16 protein-coding genes are annotated in these 18,263 nt (G+C 69.5%); 8 read left to right on the top strand and 8 right to left on the bottom strand.

The annotated features are described in order from the left end of the window. Nucleotides 1–4 precede the first annotated feature (4 nt). A complete protein-coding gene (locus AC1RN5_RS09030) occupies nt 5–1,228 on the top strand; it encodes a CoA transferase (protein WP_493040857.1) in 1,224 nt (407 codons plus the stop codon). Next, nucleotides 1,225–2,004: an enoyl-CoA hydratase/isomerase family protein gene (locus AC1RN5_RS09025; protein ID WP_493040856.1), complete on the top strand. Its 780-nt coding sequence runs from the start codon at nt 1,225–1,227 to the stop codon at nt 2,002–2,004. Before AC1RN5_RS09030 ends, AC1RN5_RS09025 begins: the two co-directional genes overlap by 4 nt. On the opposite strand, the gene AC1RN5_RS09020 is transcribed toward AC1RN5_RS09025, so the two are convergent. Continuing rightward, a complete protein-coding gene (locus AC1RN5_RS09020; protein WP_493040855.1) occupies nt 1,991–3,010 on the bottom strand; it encodes a serine hydrolase domain-containing protein in 1,020 nt (339 codons plus the stop codon). The genes AC1RN5_RS09025 and AC1RN5_RS09020 overlap by 14 nt on opposite strands. Before the next feature lie 216 nt (nt 3,011–3,226). On the opposite strand from AC1RN5_RS09020, the gene AC1RN5_RS09015 reads away from it, so the two are divergent. Then, nucleotides 3,227–3,895, top strand: a complete 669-nt coding sequence (locus tag AC1RN5_RS09015) for a glutathione S-transferase family protein (protein WP_493040854.1) — start codon at nt 3,227–3,229, stop codon at nt 3,893–3,895. Here the strand turns inward: AC1RN5_RS09015 and AC1RN5_RS09010 are convergent. After that, a complete protein-coding gene (locus AC1RN5_RS09010; protein WP_493040853.1) occupies nt 3,870–4,067 on the bottom strand; it encodes a hypothetical protein in 198 nt (65 codons plus the stop codon). The two genes, AC1RN5_RS09015 and AC1RN5_RS09010, sit on opposite strands and share 26 nt — an antisense overlap. Nucleotides 4,068–4,185: 118 nt before the next feature. Beyond that, nucleotides 4,186–5,211: a phosphoribosylformylglycinamidine cyclo-ligase gene (gene purM, locus AC1RN5_RS09005; protein WP_493040852.1), complete on the bottom strand. Its 1,026-nt coding sequence runs from the start codon at nt 5,209–5,211 to the stop codon at nt 4,186–4,188. A 71-nt stretch (nt 5,212–5,282) separates the two neighbouring features. Between purM and rnd the strand changes: the two genes are divergently transcribed. Both rnd and AC1RN5_RS08995 read left to right on the top strand, forming a co-directional pair. Next, the gene (gene rnd, locus AC1RN5_RS09000; protein WP_493040851.1) at nt 5,283–6,461 is read left to right on the top strand and encodes a ribonuclease D; all 1,179 of its coding nucleotides are present in this window, start codon (nt 5,283–5,285) and stop codon (nt 6,459–6,461) included. Then, nucleotides 6,462–6,857 carry a YccF domain-containing protein gene (locus AC1RN5_RS08995; RefSeq protein WP_493040850.1) on the top strand — a complete coding sequence of 132 codons (396 nt, stop codon included), beginning with the start codon at nt 6,462–6,464 and terminating at the stop codon, nt 6,855–6,857. 429 nt (nt 6,858–7,286) lie between these two features. Here AC1RN5_RS08995 and AC1RN5_RS08990 read toward each other — a convergent pair whose 3' ends face one another. Then, nucleotides 7,287–8,327: an alpha/beta hydrolase gene (locus tag AC1RN5_RS08990; RefSeq protein WP_493040849.1), complete on the bottom strand. Its 1,041-nt coding sequence runs from the start codon at nt 8,325–8,327 to the stop codon at nt 7,287–7,289. 19 nt (nt 8,328–8,346) lie between these two features. Here AC1RN5_RS08990 and AC1RN5_RS08985 point away from each other — a divergent pair, with 19 nt between their 5' ends. Then, nucleotides 8,347–8,733 carry a helix-turn-helix transcriptional regulator gene (locus AC1RN5_RS08985; RefSeq protein WP_493040848.1) on the top strand — a complete coding sequence of 129 codons (387 nt, stop codon included), beginning with the start codon at nt 8,347–8,349 and terminating at the stop codon, nt 8,731–8,733. Here the strand turns inward: AC1RN5_RS08985 and AC1RN5_RS08980 are convergent. The 4 genes from AC1RN5_RS08980 to AC1RN5_RS08965 all read right to left on the bottom strand — a co-directional run bounded on the left by AC1RN5_RS08980 (nt 8,730) and on the right by AC1RN5_RS08965 (nt 14,137). After that, nucleotides 8,730–9,716: an NAD(P)-dependent oxidoreductase gene (locus AC1RN5_RS08980; protein ID WP_493040847.1), complete on the bottom strand. Its 987-nt coding sequence runs from the start codon at nt 9,714–9,716 to the stop codon at nt 8,730–8,732. The two genes, AC1RN5_RS08985 and AC1RN5_RS08980, sit on opposite strands and share 4 nt — an antisense overlap. A gap of 4 nt (nt 9,717–9,720) precedes the next feature. Continuing rightward, entirely contained in the window at nt 9,721–11,214 is a 1,494-nt protein-coding gene (locus AC1RN5_RS08975; RefSeq protein ID WP_493040846.1) for a Ppx/GppA phosphatase family protein, read from the bottom strand. Continuing rightward, the gene (locus tag AC1RN5_RS08970; protein ID WP_493040845.1) at nt 11,195–13,402 is read right to left on the bottom strand and encodes an RNA degradosome polyphosphate kinase; all 2,208 of its coding nucleotides are present in this window, start codon (nt 13,400–13,402) and stop codon (nt 11,195–11,197) included. The genes AC1RN5_RS08975 and AC1RN5_RS08970 overlap by 20 nt, the downstream gene beginning before the upstream one ends. Before the next feature lie 63 nt (nt 13,403–13,465). Further along, nucleotides 13,466–14,137 carry a P-loop NTPase family protein gene (locus AC1RN5_RS08965; protein WP_493040844.1) on the bottom strand — a complete coding sequence of 224 codons (672 nt, stop codon included), beginning with the start codon at nt 14,135–14,137 and terminating at the stop codon, nt 13,466–13,468. A 161-nt stretch (nt 14,138–14,298) separates the two neighbouring features. On the opposite strand from AC1RN5_RS08965, the gene AC1RN5_RS08960 reads away from it, so the two are divergent. Then, the gene (locus AC1RN5_RS08960) at nt 14,299–15,786 is read left to right on the top strand and encodes a S1C family serine protease (protein ID WP_493040843.1); all 1,488 of its coding nucleotides are present in this window, start codon (nt 14,299–14,301) and stop codon (nt 15,784–15,786) included. 158 nt (nt 15,787–15,944) lie between these two features. Further along, nucleotides 15,945–18,242 carry a TonB-dependent receptor gene (locus tag AC1RN5_RS08955; protein WP_493040842.1) on the top strand — a complete coding sequence of 766 codons (2,298 nt, stop codon included), beginning with the start codon at nt 15,945–15,947 and terminating at the stop codon, nt 18,240–18,242. Nucleotides 18,243–18,263: the final 21 nt, after the last annotated feature.

Below are 18,263 nucleotides of genomic sequence, written 5' to 3'. Positions count from 1 at the left end.
CAGCATGTACGACCTGCTCAAGGGCCTGAGGGTGGTGGAGGGCTCGGCCTTCGTGGCGGGGCCGACCTGCGGGCTTTACCTGGCCCAGATGGGCGCAGAGGTGATCCGCTTCGACAATATCGGCGGCGGGCCCGACTTCCGGCGCTGGCCGCTCTCGCCTGAAGGCGACAGCCTCTATTGGGAGGGGTTGAACAAGGGGAAGAAGTCGGTGGCCCTGGACCTGGCCCGCCCGGAGGGCCGCGAGCTGGCCCAGCGCCTGGCGACCGCGCCCGGCGAGGACGGCGGTCTGTTCGTCACCAACTTCCCGGTCGACGGCTTCCTGTCCTACGAGAAGCTCAGCGCGATCCGGCCCGACCTGATCTGCGTGCGGGTGATGGGCTGGGCCGATGGGGCCCAGGGCATGGACTACACCATCAACTCGGCGCTCGGCCTGCCGCTGATGACCGGTCCGGTGGGCGACGAGCGCCCGGTGAATCACGTGCTGGCGGCCTGGGACCTGCTGACGGGGGCCTACTGCGCCTTCGCCCTGGTCTCGGCCCTGTTGGCGCGGACGCGCGGGCAGGGCGGCCGGGAGATCCGCGCGCCGCTGTCGGACATCGGGGCGGCGACCATGGCCAATCTGGGCTTCACCGCCGAGACCCTGCTGGCGGGCCACCAGCGGCCACGCATGGGCAATGACATCTACGGCGCCTTCGGCCGCGACTTCACCACCCAGGACGGGGTGAAGCTGATGCTGCTGGCGATCACCCCGAAGCAGTGGAGCAAGGCCCTGGAGACCCTGGGCATCGTCGCCGAGGTGGGGGCCTTGGAGGCCGAGCTCGGCCTGTCCTTCGCGACGGACGAGGGTCTGAGGTTCGTCCATCGGGCGCGGCTCTATCCGCTGTTCGAGCGGGCCTTCGCCGGCCGCACCGCCGCCGAGCTGACGCCCGCCTTCGACGCCGGCGGGGTGACCTGGGGCGCCTACCAGACCCTGGAGGCGGCGCTGGAGGATCCTCGGCTGTTCAAGGCCAATCCCGTGTTCCAGGACATCCGCCATCCCAGCGGCCTGAGCTATCCGGCCCCCGGCGCCATGGCGACCATTCCGCAGGACTTGCGCGGTGAGGTTCTTCCCGCCCCCAGGCTCGGCGAGCACACCGACGAGGTGCTGTCGCAGCTGCTGAAGATGTCGGGCGGCGAGATCGCCAAGCTGCACGACGCCAGGATCGTCGCCGGACCGGAGGGCAAATGAACCAGACCATCGCTGTCGAGGAGACGGCCCCCGGCCTGCTGGTGGTGACGCTGTCGCGTCCCGAGGCGGCCAATTCGCTGAGCACCGCCATGGGTCGCGAACTGCTGGCCCTTTGGCTGCGGATCGCCGACGACGACCAGGTCCGCGCCGTGGTCCTGACCGGGGCTGGGCGGTTCTTCTGCGCCGGAGCGGACCTCAAGGAGCGCGACGGCATGACCGACGCGGCCTGGGGCGAGCAGCACCGCCTGTTCGAGGACATGATCCGCGCCCAGCTGGCCTGTCCCTTCCCGCTGATCGCGGCGGTCAATGGGGCGGCCATGGGCGGCGGGGCGGAGATGGCGCTGGCCTGCGACTTCGCCTGGGCCTCGGAGACCGCGCGGATCGGCCTGCCCGAGGCCGGCCTGGGGATTATCCCGGGTCTGGGGGGCACCCAGCTGCTCACCCGCGCGGTGGGGGAGCGGCGGGCCGCCGAGATGCTGATGTCCGGCGCGCCGGTGGACGCCGCCGAGGCCCTGTCGATAGGGATCGTCAACCGGGTCTGCCCGGCCGAGGCTCTGCTGCCCCTGGTGCTGGAGCGCGCCGCCCTGATCGCCTCCAAGGCGCCCCTTTCGGTGCGGGCGCTCAAGCGGGTCGTGCGCGGCGGGGCGGTCCTGCCCCTGGACCGGGCGATGGCTCTGGAGCTGGAGGCCTACAACCACCTGTTCACGACCGAGGATCGGCGCGAGGGCGTGGCGGCCTTCAATCAGAAGCGGTCGCCGGACTTCAAGGGTCGGTAGGCGGCGGGGCCGCCACGGTCGAGGCCAGAGCCCGGGTCGCGGCCAAGGCGGCCTTGTCGCCGCCCATGCTGTCGGCGGCGTTGGCGATCACCAGCGCGCCCGATCCCGTCTGCGGGAACAGCACCACCAGGGCGTACCAGTTTCCGTCGGAGCCCGCGTGGGTGAGCGCCGGGCCGGCGAGACCCATGGGACGCGGAGAGGCGCCCCAGCCGAGGGCCGAGCGCGTCTCGCCCTGGCCGGTGTGCAGGAAGCGGTAGGTGTCGGCCTTCAGCAGCTTCCCCTGGCCGTGCTCGCCGCGCATCTGGTCGATGCAGAAGCGGCCCCAGTCAGCCATGGTCAGGCGCATGGCGCCGGCCGGGGCGAACATGCGCGGATTGACGTCGGTGATCTTGTCGGCCGGCCGGCCGTCCACATGGCCGGAGGGCTCATTGGCCCCGCCATACTGGTCGAAACTGATGGAGCGCATGCCCAGCGGTCTGAAGACCTCCTGGACGATCAGGGTCTCGAAGGGCTTGCCGGTGGCGTGTTCGGCCACGGCGGCGGCGGTCAGCAGGCCGGTGTTGGAATAGATCATGTCGCCGCGCCGGGGCCCGGCGGGCGCGTCGGCCAGAGCCGTGGTCAGATAGCGCAGGCGCTGGGCCGGGAGCGGAGCCGCATCGGCGTAGAAGCCGTTGAAGAAGGCCATGTCGTCGTGGTTTTCCGGCAGGCCGGCGCGGTGCGACAACAGGTCGGGCAGGGTCACCTCGCGATACTCCGGGCGCATGACGGCGGTCAGGCCCGGCAGCATCTGATCCAGCGGCCGGTCCCAGGACAGCACCCCGCGCTCCACCAGCCGGGCGATGAGGGTGGCGGTCATGGCCTTGCCGTTCGAACCCAGGTGCCAGCGGTCCCCGGCGCGAACCAGCTCGGGGCGGCCCAACCGGCGGATCCCGGCCACCAGCTCCGGCTCGGCCTTGAAGTTCCGCAGGACCAGGGCGGCCATGCCGGGGGTCTTCGTGCCTTCCATGGCCGTGACCAGTACGGGGTCGGAAGGGGTCGCTGCATGGGCGGCGAACGGAGCGGCGAGGCCGGCCAGGAGGACGGCGCGTCGGGACGGGGTGATCATGGCGGTGAGCTAAGGTCCAGCTTCGGCGCCGGTCAACTTACGCTTTGGAGAGCCTGAGCCGGTTTGCCCCGCATCGCGTTCGTGGTATGTTCCGGACCGAGCAGGAGGAGCTTGGCCATGCGTCTCTATTCCGGTCCCTTGAGCATGTTCGGCGCCAAGGTGGAGATCGCGGCCCTGGAGAAGGGGCTGCCCGTGAAGGTCTTCATGGTCCCCTACGATCCGCAGCGGGGCTATGAGCCGAAGCATCCCGACGTGGTGCGGATCAATCCCAAGCGCCAGGTTCCGGTGCTGATCGACGGGGAGCTGGAGATCTTCGACTCCACCCAGATCCTCGAATATTTCGAGCACCTCTCGCCGGAGCCCGCCCTCTGGCCCGCCGAGCCCAAGGCCCGCGCGGCGGCCCGGCTGTTGGAGCATCGCGCCGACGAGGTCTATTTCCCGAACATCATCGCCCTGATGGGCCTGCAGGCCACGCCGCAGGACCCGGCCGCCGTGGCGGCGCGGGCGGCGGCGGCGGCCTTCTATGGCGAGATGGAGGCGCTGCTGGCCGACCGCGCCTTCCTGGCCGGGACCCTGAGCTACGCCGACATCGGTTTCTTCATGGCCAGCCTGTTCGGCGAGCGGATGGGGGCGGTGATGGGGCGCGAGACGCCGCGGCTGCTGGCCTGGCGCGAGACCATGGCCTCGCGGCCGGCGGTGCGTCAGGTGGCCGGCGCCATGATGGACTACCTGGCCTCGATCGGCCGGCCGGTCCCGCAGTTCATGACCGCGGCGGCGGCCGGGTGATCTGGCTGTCGCGCAGGTGGGGAGAGTGCAGGCGCTCATAGGGCGGGGCGCCGGACTGGCCGATGAGCATGCTCAGCAGTTCGCCGCCGTGCACGCCCGCGGGCGGCGGACCGTCCCTCAGCACGCGCCAGAGGCCAAGGGCCTCCCGGTCGATCTGTTCGTCACGCGACATTTCAAGCCTCAATTCCACGTTGTGAGTTACGCGTGGGACCGAGGGCAGGTTCCGCCAAATTTCTTTATTTACCGTAGCTTGGCAGAAATTCGTCGCAGTTGTGGCGAAGTTTCGGCCTTCAGGCCGCCACCAGCTCGCCGCAGACGAAGGCGTCCTCGTCCGCCGCCAGCAGGCCTTCCAGCACTTCGGGGGCGTCCTGCGGGGCCACGATGAGGATCAAGCCGACCCCGCAATTGAAGGTGCGGCGCAGCTCGTGGTCGGAGACCCCGCCCACCTGCTGCATCCAGGCGAAGACCGGGGGCAGGGGCCAGGCGTTCCAGTCGAACCGGGCCTCCAACCCCTGCGCGATGGCGCGCGGCGGGTTCTCGATCAGGCCGCCGCCGGTGATGTGGGCGCAGCCCTTGATCCGGCCGGCCTTGATCTGGGGCAGGACGCTCTTGATGTAGATCCGGGTGGGGGCCATCAGCGCCTTCGCCAGGCTCAGGTTCTCGTCGAAGGGCGCGGTGTCGGTCCAGGCCAGGCCCGAGCGCTCGACGATGCGGCGCACCAGGGAGTAGCCATTGGAGTGCGGGCCGCTGGAGGCCAGGCCGATGATCAGGTCGCCGGCCTGCTGGTCGTCCATGCGGGGCAGGACCGCGCCGCGTTCCACCGCGCCGACGGAGAAGCCGGCCAGGTCGTAGTCGCCCTCGCCGTACATGCCGGGCATCTCGGCGGTCTCGCCCCCCACCAGGGCCGCGCCGGCCTGGAGGCAACCCTCGGCGATGCCTCCCACCACGCGGGCGGCTTCCTCGACATTGAGCTTGCCGGTGGCGAAGTAGTCCAGGAACAGCAGGGGTTCGGCGCCCTGGGCCAGCAGGTCGTTGACGCACATGGCCACCAGGTCGATGCCGACGGTGTCGTGCATGCCGGTTTCGATGGCCACCTTCAGCTTGGTGCCGACGCCGTCGGTGGTGGAGACCAGCAGGGGATCGGCATAGCCGGCCGCCTTGAGGTCGAAGAGGGCGCCGAAGCCGCCGAGGGCGGCGTCCGCCCCGGGCCGCCGCGTGGCCTTGGCCAGGGGCTTGATGCGCTCGATCAGCGCGTTGCCCGCGTCGATATCCACGCCAGCTTGAGCATAGGTGAGGCCGTTCGGACGGTCGGTCATGGTGAAATAGGCCTCAAGAAATTCGCCGCCGGGGTTGCAGACTCGGGCGTGCGCGGGGCTATAGCTAATTGATGACGCCGATTACAACCACCGCCGAACTGGCGGCGTACTGTGACAAAATCAAAGGCCAGCCTTTCGTCGCCGTGGACACCGAGTTCATGCGGGAGACGACCTACTGGCCCAAGCTCTGTCTGATCCAGGCCGCCGCCCCGAACGCCGAAGCCGTTATCGACCCCCTGGCCGAAGGCCTGGACCTCGAACCGTTCCTGGCGATCCTCCGCGACGAAAGCATCGAGAAGGTGTTCCACGCCGCTCGACAGGACGTGGAGATCTTCAACAATCTCAAGGCGATGCCCAGGCCGCTGTTCGACACCCAGGTGGCCGGCATGGCCGCGGGCTATGGCGAGCAGATCGCCTATGACGCCCTGGTCCGACAGATGCTGAAGATCGAGTTGGACAAGTCCAGCCGCTTCACCGACTGGGCCCGCCGGCCGCTGACCGAGGCCCAGTTGACCTACGCCCTGGCCGACGTGACCCACTTGGCGGCGCTCTATCCGATCCTCAAGGCGCGGCTGGAAAAAGAAGGCCGCCTGGCCTGGGTCCACGACGAGATGCAGAACCTCTGCGATCCCGCCGTCTATGACGTGGAGCCGGAGAACGCCTGGAAGCGGCTGAAGCCGCGCCGGCACACCTCGAAATACCTGGCGGTCTACAAGGCCGTCGCCGCCTGGCGCGAGCGCACCGCCCAGCAGCGGGACCAGCCGCGCGGCCGCATCCTGAAGGACGAGGCCATCGACGAGCTGGCGACCCAGGCGCCGACCGACGCCGGGGCCATCGACCGCCTGCGCTCGGTGCCCAAGGGCTTCTCCGGGTCGCGCTTCGGGCCGGACCTGCTGGACGCCATCAAGGAGGCGCTGAAGGACCCCGACGCCTACGCCCCGGTGATCGAGCGCAGCAAGATCGCCGCCTCGCCCGCCGCCGGCGCCGTGGTGGAGCTGCTCAAGGTGCTTCTGAAGGCGCGGGCCGAGGACGCCGGGGTGGCGTCCAAGCTGATCGCCACGGTCTCGGACCTCGAACAGATCGCCAATGACGACGACGCCAAGACCCCGGCCCTGACCGGCTGGCGGCGCGAGGCCTTCGGCGAGGACGCCCTGAAGCTGAAGCGCGGCGAACTGGCCCTGGTGCTGGATGGCACGCGGGTGCGGGTGGTCGAGGTTCGGCGCGCGCCCAAGGTCAGCGCGGCGGAATAGATGCGCCTGCTGCTCAACCTGCTGTGGTTCATCTTCGGCGGCTGGCTCTCGGGCCTGCTGTGGATGCTCTCCGGCGTGCTGCTGGCCATCACCGTGGTCGGCCTGCCCTGGGCCTTCGCCGCCTTCCGGATCGCCGGGTTCAGCGCCTGGCCCTTCGGGCGGCAGGTGGTGGCGCGGGACCTGCACACCGGCCGCGAGGACCTGGGCACCGGGGGCGTCGGCTTCCTGATGAACGTCGTGTGGTTCATCCTCGGGGGCTGGTACCTGGCGCTCAGCCATCTGATGCTGGCGGTCGCCCAGGCGGTGACCATCATCGGCATCCCCTTCGCGGTCCAGAACGTGAAGCTGGCGATCATCTCCCTGGCCCCGGTGGGCAAGACCGTCGTCGAGGTCTGAGGCGCGTCACCGGGGCGCCGCGCAAGTCCCGGTGGATAAACTGAGCGCCAATCCCAGGTTGGCTCGCACGCCGCCGTCCCCCATGCCTGCACCGCTTGTCCACCGCTTGTCCACCGCGCGTCCACCGCTCGCCCACCGGGCGCGCCAAAACCCCGCTTGCCGGAATTCGGAGGCGGGCGCACCGTCATGAGGTCGAGAGGGACCGCGGCGCGGGCGGATCGGGAAACCGGACCACCAGGCGGGCGGAAGGTTCCAAGCCGGAGACTGACGGGGCGACCCGACGGCGACCGACCGAAGGACACCGGCCGAAGGCGAAGAGGCGCAGGGCGACCTGCAAATCGACGCGGCGACCGACCTTGGAGGCGCAGATCCCGCAAGGGAGCTGGATGAGAGGGCGGCATGTCGGGCGACCGACGTGTCGCCCTCTTGCTATGGGGCCGCCGCCGCCGTCGCGTGAGCCTCGATGAAGGCCGCCGCCAGATCCAGGGAGTGGCGGGCCTCGGCGCTCTCCGTGCGCTCCCACACATGGGTCTGGCCGCGCCAGACCCGCAGGGTCAGCTCCCCGCCGGCCGCCTCGACGGCCTGGGCGAGGCGCCGGGCGTCGTCGAACACGATGTCGCTCTGACTGGCGTGGATCAGCATCGGCGGCAGGCCCGACAGGTCGCCGAAGATCGGCGAGGCCAGGGGGTCGGTCGCCGGCCGTCCCTGCAGGTAGAGGCGGCTCATCACCGCCAGGGAGGCCATGCTGTAGGGGGTCGAGGCGGTCATGGAGGCGGCCGTCACCGACCAGCTCTGCAGCGAGAGATCCACCCAGGGCGAAAACAGCAGGACCGCGTCGGGCAGGCGACCGCCCTGGTCGCGGACCTCGCAAAGGGCCGCCATCAGGATCGCCGCCCCGGAGGACTCGGCCGCCGCGATCAGGGGTTCGTCGGGATAGGTGGCCGCCAGCCATCGCCAGGCGGCGATCACGTCCTCGATGGCCGCGGGGCAGGGGTGCTCGGGCGCCAGCCGATAGTCGGGCGAGAACACCCGGGCGCCGGCCGCCGCGGCCAGCTTGGCGATCATGCGGGTGACCCGGGGACTCTTCTCGCAGACGAAGGAGCCGCCATGGACATAGAAGACGAAGCCGCGGCTGTCGCCGCGCTCGGGGCGGAACCAGGTCGCCGGAGTCGGGGCGGGGGAGGGCGGCGTGAGCGGGCCGCTCCAGGCCTGGGCCTCGACCCGGGCCAGCAGGCCCACGGGACGGTCGTATCGCAGATAGGCCTGACGCAGGCGGTCGACCGCGCGACGCAGGGACTCGCCGCCTTCGGCCACCAGGTGAACATTGCGGGAGATGCCGCGGTCGAAGGCCCACTGCAGGATGCGATTGCCGGCGCGCGTCAGGACGGGGGGCGACTTCAGGTTGTTGGCGGGGGCCGGCGCCATCTCCGTGCGCACCAGCGCGGTGGAGGACTGGTCAACAAGCGTCACCGATGCCATTGGCATAGTTATGAACGACAAGCATCGACTGAGACAACTGCTTATCACCGACGCCGCCCTGGCGGCCTACAGCAAGGTCTATCCCGACGCCGTCGATAGACTGGCCCAGGGGCTGGAGAACCTCGATCCCACCATGACGGCGCTTGGCGACAGCATACTGGTGGCCCGCGAGATCCGCGACGAAGCCCTCAAGACGGTGCTGTTCGACCAGTTCGGCCTGACCCCGGCCGAGGCGGCCGTCAGCGCCGCCCTGTGCGAGGGCGCGAGCCTGCGGGCGATCGCCGAGGCTCGGGGCGCGGCGATCACCACGGTGCGCAACCAGGTCAAGAGCGTGATGGCCAAGGCCGGGGTGCGGCGGCAGTCGGAACTGGTGGCCCGCCTGCGTGGCTATCTCTAGAGGCCCACCTCGCTGGGCGAGGCCTCGTTGATCAGGGGCTCGCCGGCCAGGAAGCGCTGGAGGTTGTCCACGAACAGCTGGTCGCCGCGGGCGGGCGTCCCCTGGCCGGAATTGGAGGTGTGGGCGCTGATCCGCACCTTGGGGTGATCCCACATCCAGTGATCGGCCGGCAGGGGCTCGGTCTGGAAGACGTCCAGCACCGCGTGACCCGGCTGGTCGGACTCGAGGCCGACCTTGAGGGCGTCCTCGTCCACCAGGCCGCCGCGGCCGATATTGATCAGGATCGCGCCCGGTTTCATGGCGGCGAAGAAGGCGGCGTCGGCCAGGTCGCGGGTCTCGTCGTTCAGCGCGCAGGCCAGGACGACGACGTCGGTCTGCGGCAGGATCTCGCCCAGGCCCGCCAGGGTGACGGTGGCGTCGGCCAGGGGATCGGCCTTGTCGCTGCGGCGGACGACGGTCAGGTGCGCGCCGAAGGGCTTGATGCGCCGGGCGATCTCGGCGCCGATGGCGCCGGCCCCGACGATGGCCCAGCGGGTCTGGCTCACCTCGCGATAGGGGGTCGACTTCCAGGTCCTGGCGGCCTGCAGCGCACGCTGGGCGTCGATGGGGACGATCAGGGCCAGGCCGTGGGCCACGACATATTCGGCGATGGCCACGGCCTGGGCGTTGCTCTTGGAGAGCCGCACGCCCTTGGCCATCACCGACTTGAAGATCGGGGCGTCGATGCCGGCGTTGAAGGTCTGCATCCACCGGGCCCTAGTCCCCTTCAGGACCCGGCCCATCAAGGCCGGGAGCTGACCCGCGCCATAGGCGTCCAGGGTGGTCCAGACGATCTCGGGATCGACCTCCTCGGCGGCGATCTCGGCGCCGGCGCGCTGGAAGCTCTCCGGCCCGCTCAGGGTGACGATGTCGAGGTCGCCGACGAAGGGGGCGATCCGGGCCTTCACCCGCTCATAGGCCGCCGCGGTGAGGAGGAGCTGCATCGGATCAGGCCATTTCGAGCTTGAGTTTCAGGGCTTGGGCCAGGGTGGCTGCGCGCTTGGCGGTCTGTTCCCCCAGCAGCATGTCGCGCCAGCCCTCGTCGGCGGTGAGGCTGAGACGGGTGTCGTCGATCACCAGGCTGGCGTGCGGCAGCAGAGTGGCGTTGCGGCCCGACAGGTCGCAGCCCAGGCGCACGGCGGCGCCCAGGGCCCGGGCCCGCTGACGACGCTCGTTGGAGAGCACCTTGGCGATGGTTCCGGGCTCCGGGGTCACCGGGGCGCTGGAGTGGCGGGCGAAGGCGGCGCAGGCCAGGAAGGCGCGCTCGGCATGGGTCATGCCGGCGATGGGCGCCCGCAGCACCTGGTCGAAGGCCAGGTCGGCGCGATGGTCGGGGTGCAGACGCGCCCCCAGGTCGGCCAGGCGGCAGGCCGCCGCCGTCAGGATGGCGTCGCGTTCGCCGAACACCGGCGGCAGCTTGGCGAAGGCCCGGGTCAGCCAGGTCTCCAGGGCCAGGCCCAGGTCGTGGGAAAGGCCGCGCACGGCGGTCAGGGCCTCGCAGCCCTCGATCAGGGGGTCGCGGGCGCGCGTCTCCGGGGCCATGGCCTCCAGCAGCAGGCCCTCCCGCAGGCCATAGGCGGAGATCACCACCTTCTCGACCCCCAGCCGTTCGATCAGGGCGTCCAGCACCAGGGCCGAATAGGGCAGGGTGTCGAAGCGCTTCTTGGACAGGCCCTGGATGCGCTCCAGGGAGCCGCGGGACTGGCGGCTGACGAAGCGGGCGACGTCCACGGCGTCGGCCCGGGTCATCTCGTACTGGTGGGCCACCCGCAGGGGGTAGTCGGCCATGATCATGTGCAGCAGGGCCAGGTTGCGCCAGGCGCCGCCGACGGCCTGGAACTGCGGGGTGGCGAACCTCTGGTCGAGGGGCGCCAGCGCCGCGTCGATCCGCTTGCGGGTGCGCTCGACGTCCAGGGCGCGGGGGGCGCCCAGGGCGAAGGGGCCGAGGGGCAGGGTGACGCCGTCGCCGGACTGGCCGTCGTCCAGGCGGATCAGCTCCAGGCTGGAGCCCCCCAGGTCCCCCACCACGCCCTTGGCGTCGGGCTGACCGGCCGTGACGCCGAGGGCGGCGTAGCGGGCCTCCTGCTCGCCGGACAGGATGCGGACCCGCAGGCCGGTCTCGGCCTGGATGCGGGCCAGGAAGTCGCGGCCGTCAGTCGCCTCGCGCACGGCGGCGGTGGCCACCACCATGATCTCCGAGGCGTTGAGGCCGTCCAGCACCGCGCGGAAGCGGCGCATGGCCGCCATGGCGGTCTCCACGCCCTCGGGCGAGAGGCGGCCGGTGGTGGTCAGGTCGCGGCCAAGGCCCGCCAGGGCCTTCTCGTTGAAGACGGTCCAGATCGCCCGGCCCTCGAGCCGGTAGATGACGAGACGGACGGAGTTCGAACCCAGGTCGATGACGGCGGCCTGGCGGCCGGGGGAACTATCCGTGCGTGGCCACATGATCGATCGCGCGCGGCATGTCCTTCACCTTCTGCCCCCGGCCCGACAGGCTGGGATTGGTCATGAAGTACTCGTGCGCGGAGAAGGCGCCCGGGTGGTCCCACGACGGATCGCGGGTATAGCGGCCCTCGCCGTCCAGCGTCCAGCTCTGCGCTTCGTCCTTGAGGTTGGCGACCATGATCTGCTGCAGGACTTGCTGGTGGACCGTGGGGTTCTCCACCGGGGTCAGGCACTCCACCCGGCGGTCCAGGTTGCGGGGCATCCAGTCGGCCGAGGAGATGAAGACCCGGGTCTCCGCCGAGGGCATGGGGGCGCCGTTGGCGAAGGCCACGATGCGGGAGTGCTCCAGGAAGCGGCCGACGATGGACTTGACCCGTATGTTCTCCGACAGGCCGACGACGCCGGGGCGCAGGCAGCAGATGCCGCGCACCACCAGGTCGATGGAGACCCCGGCCTGGCTGGCTTCGTACAGGCGGTCGATCAACACGGGGTCGACGATGGAGTTGAGCTTGGCCCAGATGGCCGCGGGCTTGCCGGCCTGGGCGTTGGCGACCTCCTGGCCGATCAGGGCCAGCAGGTCGTGCTTCATGGTGATGGGCGAGAAGGACAGCTTCTCCAGTCGGTCGGGGGTGGCGTAGCCGGTGATGTAGTTGAACAGCCGGGCGGAGTCGCGGCCGAGGGCCGGGTCGGTGGTGAACAGCGACAGGTCGGTATAGATGCGCGCCGTGACCGGGTGGTAGTTGCCGGTGCCGAAGTGGCAGTAGGTGCGCAGGTTGTCCCCCTCCTTGCGGACCACCATCGAGAGCTTGGCGTGGGTCTTGTACTCCACGAAGCCGAAGACCACGTGGACCCCGGCGCGTTCCAGATCGCGCGCCCACTTGAGGTTGGCCTCCTCGTCGAAGCGGGCCTTGATCTCCACCAGGGCGGTGACGTTCTTGCCGTTCTCGGCGGCCTCGATGAGGGCCGCCACGATGGGGCTGTCGGAGGAGGTCCGGTAGAGGGTCTGCTTGATGGCCAGGACATTGGGGTCGCGGGCCGCCTGGCGCAGGAACTGGACCACCACGTCGAAGCTCTCGAAGGGGTGGTGGACCAGGATGTCCTTCTCGCGGATGGCGGCGAAGCAGTCGCCGGCGTGATCGCGGATGCGTTCGGGGAAGCGGGGCTCGAAGGCCTTGAACTTCAGGTCGGCGCGGTCGGGGGGGATGAGCTGCGAAAGCTCGTCGAGGCCCAGCAGGCCGTCGATCATCAGGATGTCGTCCTGGCGGGCGTGCAGGTTGGTGACGATGAAGTCCCGCAGCTCCTGGGGCATGGCCTGCTCGATCTCGACGCGCACCACCGAGCCCAGGCGGCGCTGCTTCAGGCGCGCCTCGAACTCCCGCATCAGGTCCTCGGCCTCCTCCTCGATCTCGATGTCGCTGTCGCGGATCAGGCGGAAGACGCCCTGGGCCTCGATCTCGCAATCGGGGAACAGGTGGTCGAGGAAGATGGAGACCATGTTCTCCAGCGAGATGAACCGCCGCTCGGGCTTGCGCCGCCGCGAGGGCGTGGCCGGAAGCTGCCAGAAGCGGGCGACCTGGGCCGGGATCGGCACAAGGGCGTAGAGCAGGCGGCCGTCCGACTGCCGGCGCAGCTTCAGCGCCAGGGAGAAGGCCAGGTTCGGGATGAAGGGGAAGGGGTGGGCCGGGTCGATGGCCAGGGGCGTCAGGACCGGGAACAGGCGGCTGACGAAGGTCTCCTCCAGCGCCGCCTTCTCCGCCGGCGTCACCTCCTGGGGCGAGACCACGTGCAGGCCCTCGCCGGTGAGTTCGACGCAGAGTTCGCGCCAGCGGGTCTGCTGGCCGGCCATCAGGTCGGCGGCCTCGGAATTGACCCGCTCCAGCTGCTCGGCCGGGGTGAGGCCGTCCTGGCTGACGACACGCACGCCCTCGCGGACCTGGGCCTTCAGGCCGGCCACGCGGACCATGTAGAATTCGTCGAGGTTGTTGGCCGAGATCGACAGGAAGCGCAGGCGCTCCAGCAGGGGGTGGCGGGCGTTCTGGCTCTCCCCCAGCACCCGCTTGTTGAAGGCCAGCCAGGAGAGTTCGCGGTTGAAGAACCGGGCCGGCGAGGCCAGCAGCTCGGCGTCCAGACCCAGGGGTTCGCGCGCGACTTCGACACCGTCGGATCGCATGGGCGCGGCATAGGTCATGGGTCGGCATTCCCGGAACTGGAGATCGGACCTGTTCTGGCCCAACCCACTTGAGGCTTCAAGTCATCCCTCGAAAAGGTCAAGATTCTCCGTATCATCTTCAAGAATCTGTCGTGCAAGGGCCCGCGAAATGGGCCGCTGTTCGTCGTCGGCGGCCTCATCCAGACGCTTGACGATTTCACGGGCGGCCGGGATCGACCTTGGCATGCGGCGGAGAAGGTAGGGAAACACCTCCTTGGGCGGGCGAATGCTCCGCTCCCGGAAGAATTTTCTCAAGACACCTTCCAGAACCTGGTCGTCGGGCTCCTCGATCAGGGCCACGGGCAGGGCGTTGAGGCGCGACCGCAGGTCCGGCAGTTCCGCGGGCCAGGCGGCCGGGGCCACGCGGGCCGTCAGCAGCAGGCTGCCGCCGTCGTGGCCGGCCATGTTGATCAGGTGGAACAGGGTCTCGGCGTCGATTCCCTGGTCGACATCCTCCACCAGGACCGGACGGCCGTTGGCGGCGGAGACGTCGGTCGCGGTGCGCTCCAGGACCAGGGCCTTGGCCTGGGCGGCCCAGCCCCGGGCCAGATGGGTCTTGCCCGATCCCTCGGCCCCCACCAGCACCAGGCAGCCGCCGTGCCAAGCGGGCCAGGCGTCGAGGGCCGCGATCGCCTGGGCGTTGGAGGGGCCCTGGCTGAACTCGCGGCGCGCATAGGAGACGGGGCGCCTGAGGGTCAGGCGGAGCTGTCGCACTATGGGTCTCTTCGGGCGGGCGCGGTCACCGGGTGATCTTAGCCTCGGCGCCGCGCGGGGTCGATGTGGACAGCGTCGGCAACTGGGGATGGATCGACCGGCGTTGCCGACGCGCGTAGCCGCCGCTAGGCTCACCCCTGGGGTGTGCCGAGGGGGATGAGGTGAGATTCCAGATCGCGATCGCGGCCCTGGCCGTCACATTGGCTGCGGCGGGTTCGGTCCTGGCCCAGTCGTGGGTCCCGGTGACCGCCGACCAGGATCACAGCAGCCAGTTCGAGATCGACATGGCGTCGATCGTCCGGAATGGCGGCTACACCCAGACCTTCGTGCGGCAGGTGCTGAACCGTCCGCAGCGCGACGCCGTCAGCGGCAAGCGCTACTCGACCGTCGTCATGCAGCGCATGGACGATTGCAGGGGCCGGAGCTTCGCCCTGGCGTCCTTCACCTATCTCGACGCCAAGGGCCTGGTGACCAGTTCCTCCACCGTGCCGCAGCGCGACTGGCAGTTCGTCGCGCCGCCGCCGGGTAGCGTCGCCAGCGGCCTGCAGGACAGGATTTGCGCCGTGGCGGCGCAGCGGGCGAGTCTGAAGCCCAGCCTGGAGACCGGCCCCGCGACCAAGGCCACCTGGCTGCCCACGGCCTATGATGCCAAGAGCCAGAGCCGGTATTTCATCCGCCAGGACAGCGTCGTTGGCCTTGGGGATGGGATTGTGGGGGTGATCGTGCGGATGGACAGCGCCGTCCCGGTCAAGCTCGGCGACGGCTCGATGATGACCACCGGCTTCATCGCCCAGATGTTCAATTGCGACACAGGCCGGCTGAGCACGGTGTCCGCCGACAGCTACGACGCCGGCGGCGCCCTGGTGGCGGTCTATGCACCACCCTCCGACAAGGTGGAGGTCCAGGCCTATGGCGCCGGATCGGTTTCCGAGCAGATTTCCAGGTATGTCTGTGACGAGTCCCACATCGTGGCCAACGAGGCCGAGGGCGGCACCTTTGTCGGGACCGGCTGGCTGGGGCCGAAGGGCTACATCATCACCGCCAATCACGTGATCGAGGGCGCGACCCTGTTGGAGCTGGCCCGCGACGGCAAGGTCGTCGGCGAGGCGGAACTGGTGGTGGCCGACCCGGCCAACGACATCGCCATCCTGAAGCCGCTGAAACCCCTGCCGACCCGCACCGCCATCGCCTTCAGCGCCGCGCCGGCGCAGCTTGGCGAGCATGTCTTCACCCTGGGCTATCCCGCGCCGGACACGCTGGGCGTGAGCCTGAAGATGACGTCTGGGGAGGTGAGCGCCATGGCCGGCAACGACGCGGCCACCGGCCGGCGGGACGACGCCCGCTTCCTGCAGGTCTCCATGCCGATCCATTCCGGCAATAGCGGCGGCCCGGTGATCGACGACCAGGGCCGCGCCGTGGGCATCGTCATCTCCAAGCTGACCAAGGCCGGCGAAGACGAGATCGCCCAGAACGTCAACTACGCCCTGAAGATCGGCTACGTGCGCAACCTGCTGTCGGAATTGCCGGCGGTGGGCGCACCGGTGGCGGCCACGCCCCGCGCCTCGATCAGCAGCCTGGTGGAGGAATTGCAGGGCTCGGTCTTCCTGGTGATCGCCTCCAGCGGCGAGGCCGCCGAACGGGCGCGATAGGCCGCGGGCGCCGCCTGGGGAGCAGACGCGCGGCGCCATTGCGCGTCTGGAGTTCAAAACCGATCAAACCTCGCCATACCGACGCACCGCCGGTTGGAGGGGCGGCCGCCCTTGCGCCACCTGTCCCCATCACCCCGAACGGGGGAGCTGGGGATAGCATGATGAACACTTCGAACCTGCGCCGTCGGGCGCTGATGTGCGGCGCGGCCATGACCATGGCGCTGGGCGCGCCGACCTGGGCCCTCGCCCAGACCTCGGGCACCGTCGAGGAACTGGTGGTGACCGGCAGCCGGGTCTCGGAGGCCTCGGTGGCCATCGGCACCGATCAGGCCACCGCCACCGTCGCCATCACCCGCGAGGCCCTGCTCTCGGCCCCGGCGGGCGTCACGGGCCTGAAGATGCTGGAGTCCCTGCCGGGCTTCAACGTCCAGGCCAATGACGCGCTGGGCATGTACGAGTTCGGCAACTCGGTTTCGGTGCGGGCCTTCAACTTCCAGCAGATCGGCTTCCTGCTGGACAACATCCCCATGGGCCGCAGCGACCAGTTCGGCGGCAGTCCGATCTATCGCTATGTCGACAACGAGAACCTGCTGCGCGTGACCGCCTCGGCCGGCTCGGGCGACGTCGGCCTGCCCAGCTACGCCTCGCTCGGCCCGATCGTCAGCTACCTGACCCAGGTTCCGGACAAGGAATTCGGCGGCGTGGTCAGCTACAGCCGCGGCAGCGACAACCTGCAGCGCACCTTCGCCCGCCTGGACCTCGGCGAGCACAACGGCTTCTCCGGCTATGTCAGCGGCTCCTGGATCCACGGCGACCTGTGGCGCGGCCCGGGCGACATCGACCGCAAGCACTATGAGGGCAAGCTGCGCTGGGAGATCGGGGAGGGGGCCATCACCTTCCAGACCGTCCACAACGACTATTTCGACTATGACTCACCGTCGATCACCAAGGCGCAGTACGCCGGGACGGCCGGCGACCTGTTCGGCCGCTCGGGGCGCGACTTCGCCTATCTGGGCTATGTGCCGGTGCTGCCGGTGACCAGCCCGGGGATCACCTATTCCAACACCGCCTACAACCAGTACTACAAGCAGGCGGTGAACAGCCGGCAGGACCACCTGTATGGCCTGACCTATGAGACCCCGATCGGCGAGGCCCTGAACCTCACCCTGGGCGGCTATTACGAGTCCAAGGAAGGCTACGGTGTCTCGCCCGAGGCCTATGCCACCTCGCTCACCAACTACAACAACGAGCGGCTGATCATCCCGGGCCTGTTCGCCCCCAAGGGCCTGCAGTACGGCCTGTCCACCGTGGACGGAACGCGGCAAGGGGTCACCGGCAAACTGACCTGGAACCTCGGCGTCCACGCCCTGTCGGCCGGGGTCTGGCTGGAGAACGACGACTACCACCGCACCCAGCAGCGCTATAACCAGGTCGGCGGCAGCCCCGACGGCGCGCCGCTGCTGAACGAGCCGGTCCACCTGCAGCGCAACTACACCTCGACCCGCGACACGGTGGAGTTCTTCGTCAAGGACACGCTGAGCCTGCTGGACGAACGCCTGCACATCGACCTGGGCTTCAAGAGCCTGAGCGTCGACTACAATATCCAGGGCTATCGCAACCCGGCCGACTTCATCAACAGCCGCCGGCCCTCGATCTCCAAGACCTGGGAGGATAGCTTCCTGCCGCAGGTGGGCGCCGTCTTCGACGTGGGCAGCCGCGACCAGATCTTCGCGTCCTATTCGGAGAACATGGCCCTGCCGCGCGGCGCCGACGACATCTTCTCGGCCGCCAGCCCGGCGGCGCCCGGACCCGAGGCCGAGACCTCCACCAACTGGGAGATCGGCTACCGCGCCAACCGGCCGACCTTCAACGCCTCGATCGTGGCCTACCAGACCAGCTTCGAGAACCGTCTGCAGGCCTTCGCCGCCGTGGTGCCGGGGTCATCCACCACCGAGACCTTCTATCAGAACGTCGGGGCGGTGAAGGCGCACGGGGCGGAGTTCAGCGGCCAGTGGAAGCCCGAGTTCCTGGGCGGGAAGGTCTATTTCAACTCCAACCTCAGCTACAACATCGCCGAGTTCCAGGACAACTTCGCCACCTTCGCCATCGCCGGAAAGCGGGTGCCCGACTTCCCCGAATGGCTGTGGACCGGCGGGATCACCATCGAGCCCGTCGAGGGGGCGGTGTTCAACCTGTCGGCCCGCCACATCAGCTCGCGCTTCACCAACTTCGTGAACAGCGAGGAGACCGACGGCTATACGATCTACAACGCCTATCTCGACCTGGGCGACGGGTTCGGCGCCGGGCCGTTCGAGCAGATCAAGGCCCGGGTCAATGTCGATAACATCCTGGACGAGGACTATCTGGGCACGGTGAGCACCACCACCAACACCCCGGCCAGCTTCCGCCCCGGCCCGCGCCGGACCATCCAGTTCACCCTGTCGGCGGAGTTCTAGACCCTGACGGCGCCGCGGGGG

Source organism: Phenylobacterium sp. GW821-FHT12F10, from assembly GCF_058806695.1.
Note: the sequence above shows the minus strand (reverse complement) of the source record. Positions and strands in the feature narration are given on the sequence as shown.

Coding starts and splice junctions, on each gene's coding strand:
- AC1RN5_RS09025 (WP_493040856.1), top strand. CDS start 1,225: ATGAACCAGACCATCGCTGTCGAGGAGACGGCCCCCGGCCTGCTGGTG.
- AC1RN5_RS09030 (WP_493040857.1), top strand. CDS start 5: ATGTACGACCTGCTCAAGGGCCTGAGGGTGGTGGAGGGCTCGGCCTTC.
- AC1RN5_RS08995 (WP_493040850.1), top strand. CDS start 6,462: ATGCGCCTGCTGCTCAACCTGCTGTGGTTCATCTTCGGCGGCTGGCTC.
- AC1RN5_RS08985 (WP_493040848.1), top strand. CDS start 8,347: ATGAACGACAAGCATCGACTGAGACAACTGCTTATCACCGACGCCGCC.
- AC1RN5_RS09015 (WP_493040854.1), top strand. CDS start 3,227: ATGCGTCTCTATTCCGGTCCCTTGAGCATGTTCGGCGCCAAGGTGGAG.
- AC1RN5_RS08970 (WP_493040845.1), bottom strand. CDS start 13,402: ATGACCTATGCCGCGCCCATGCGATCCGACGGTGTCGAAGTCGCGCGC.
- purM (WP_493040852.1), bottom strand. CDS start 5,211: ATGACCGACCGTCCGAACGGCCTCACCTATGCTCAAGCTGGCGTGGAT.
- AC1RN5_RS08975 (WP_493040846.1), bottom strand. CDS start 11,214: ATGTGGCCACGCACGGATAGTTCCCCCGGCCGCCAGGCCGCCGTCATC.
- rnd (WP_493040851.1), top strand. CDS start 5,283: ATGACGCCGATTACAACCACCGCCGAACTGGCGGCGTACTGTGACAAA.
- AC1RN5_RS08955 (WP_493040842.1), top strand. CDS start 15,945: ATGATGAACACTTCGAACCTGCGCCGTCGGGCGCTGATGTGCGGCGCG.
- AC1RN5_RS09010 (WP_493040853.1), bottom strand. CDS start 4,067: ATGTCGCGTGACGAACAGATCGACCGGGAGGCCCTTGGCCTCTGGCGC.
- AC1RN5_RS08980 (WP_493040847.1), bottom strand. CDS start 9,716: ATGCAGCTCCTCCTCACCGCGGCGGCCTATGAGCGGGTGAAGGCCCGG.
- AC1RN5_RS09020 (WP_493040855.1), bottom strand. CDS start 3,010: ATGGAAGGCACGAAGACCCCCGGCATGGCCGCCCTGGTCCTGCGGAAC.